Below are 352 nucleotides of genomic sequence, written 5' to 3'. Positions count from 1 at the left end.
GTGCCGAAGTTTACGTCAAAAGCCTCTCTCTTCTGTTCATCCTTTTAATGCTGTTGTAGGGTTACGTAAAAATAATATTCACCAAAATTTAGATCAGAAGCCATCGGGTTTTGATTCTTCAACCGTTTCAATTTCTAAAAATCAGTTTTTTGAGGTTTCATATCGGAATCATATTCACCAGAATATAACTAAAGATCCGCAGTTTTCCTCCTCTACCTCGTCTTTAGAAAAACCAGCGTCTGATACATCGAGTCCAACAGGTCATTATCATTTTTCTGATGAACAACAGCAGTCAGTAGTTTCTACGGATGGCCAATCTTTAGCCGATCAAATGATTTTACGTCCAGGTCAG

At 38.1% G+C, this 352-nt stretch carries 1 pseudogene; it reads left to right on the top strand.

Annotation, left to right across the window (positions count from 1 at the left end):
* A pseudogene (locus tag ACFINZ_RS10855) lies at positions 1-352 on the top strand (hypothetical protein); the annotation flags it as partial.

The organism is Bartonella sp. AA81SXKL (assembly GCF_042196945.1).
Taxonomy (GTDB): Bacteria; Pseudomonadota; Alphaproteobacteria; order Rhizobiales; family Rhizobiaceae; genus Bartonella.
The sequence above is the reverse complement of the archived record's forward strand: the minus strand, read 5'-3'. Positions and strand labels throughout refer to the sequence as shown.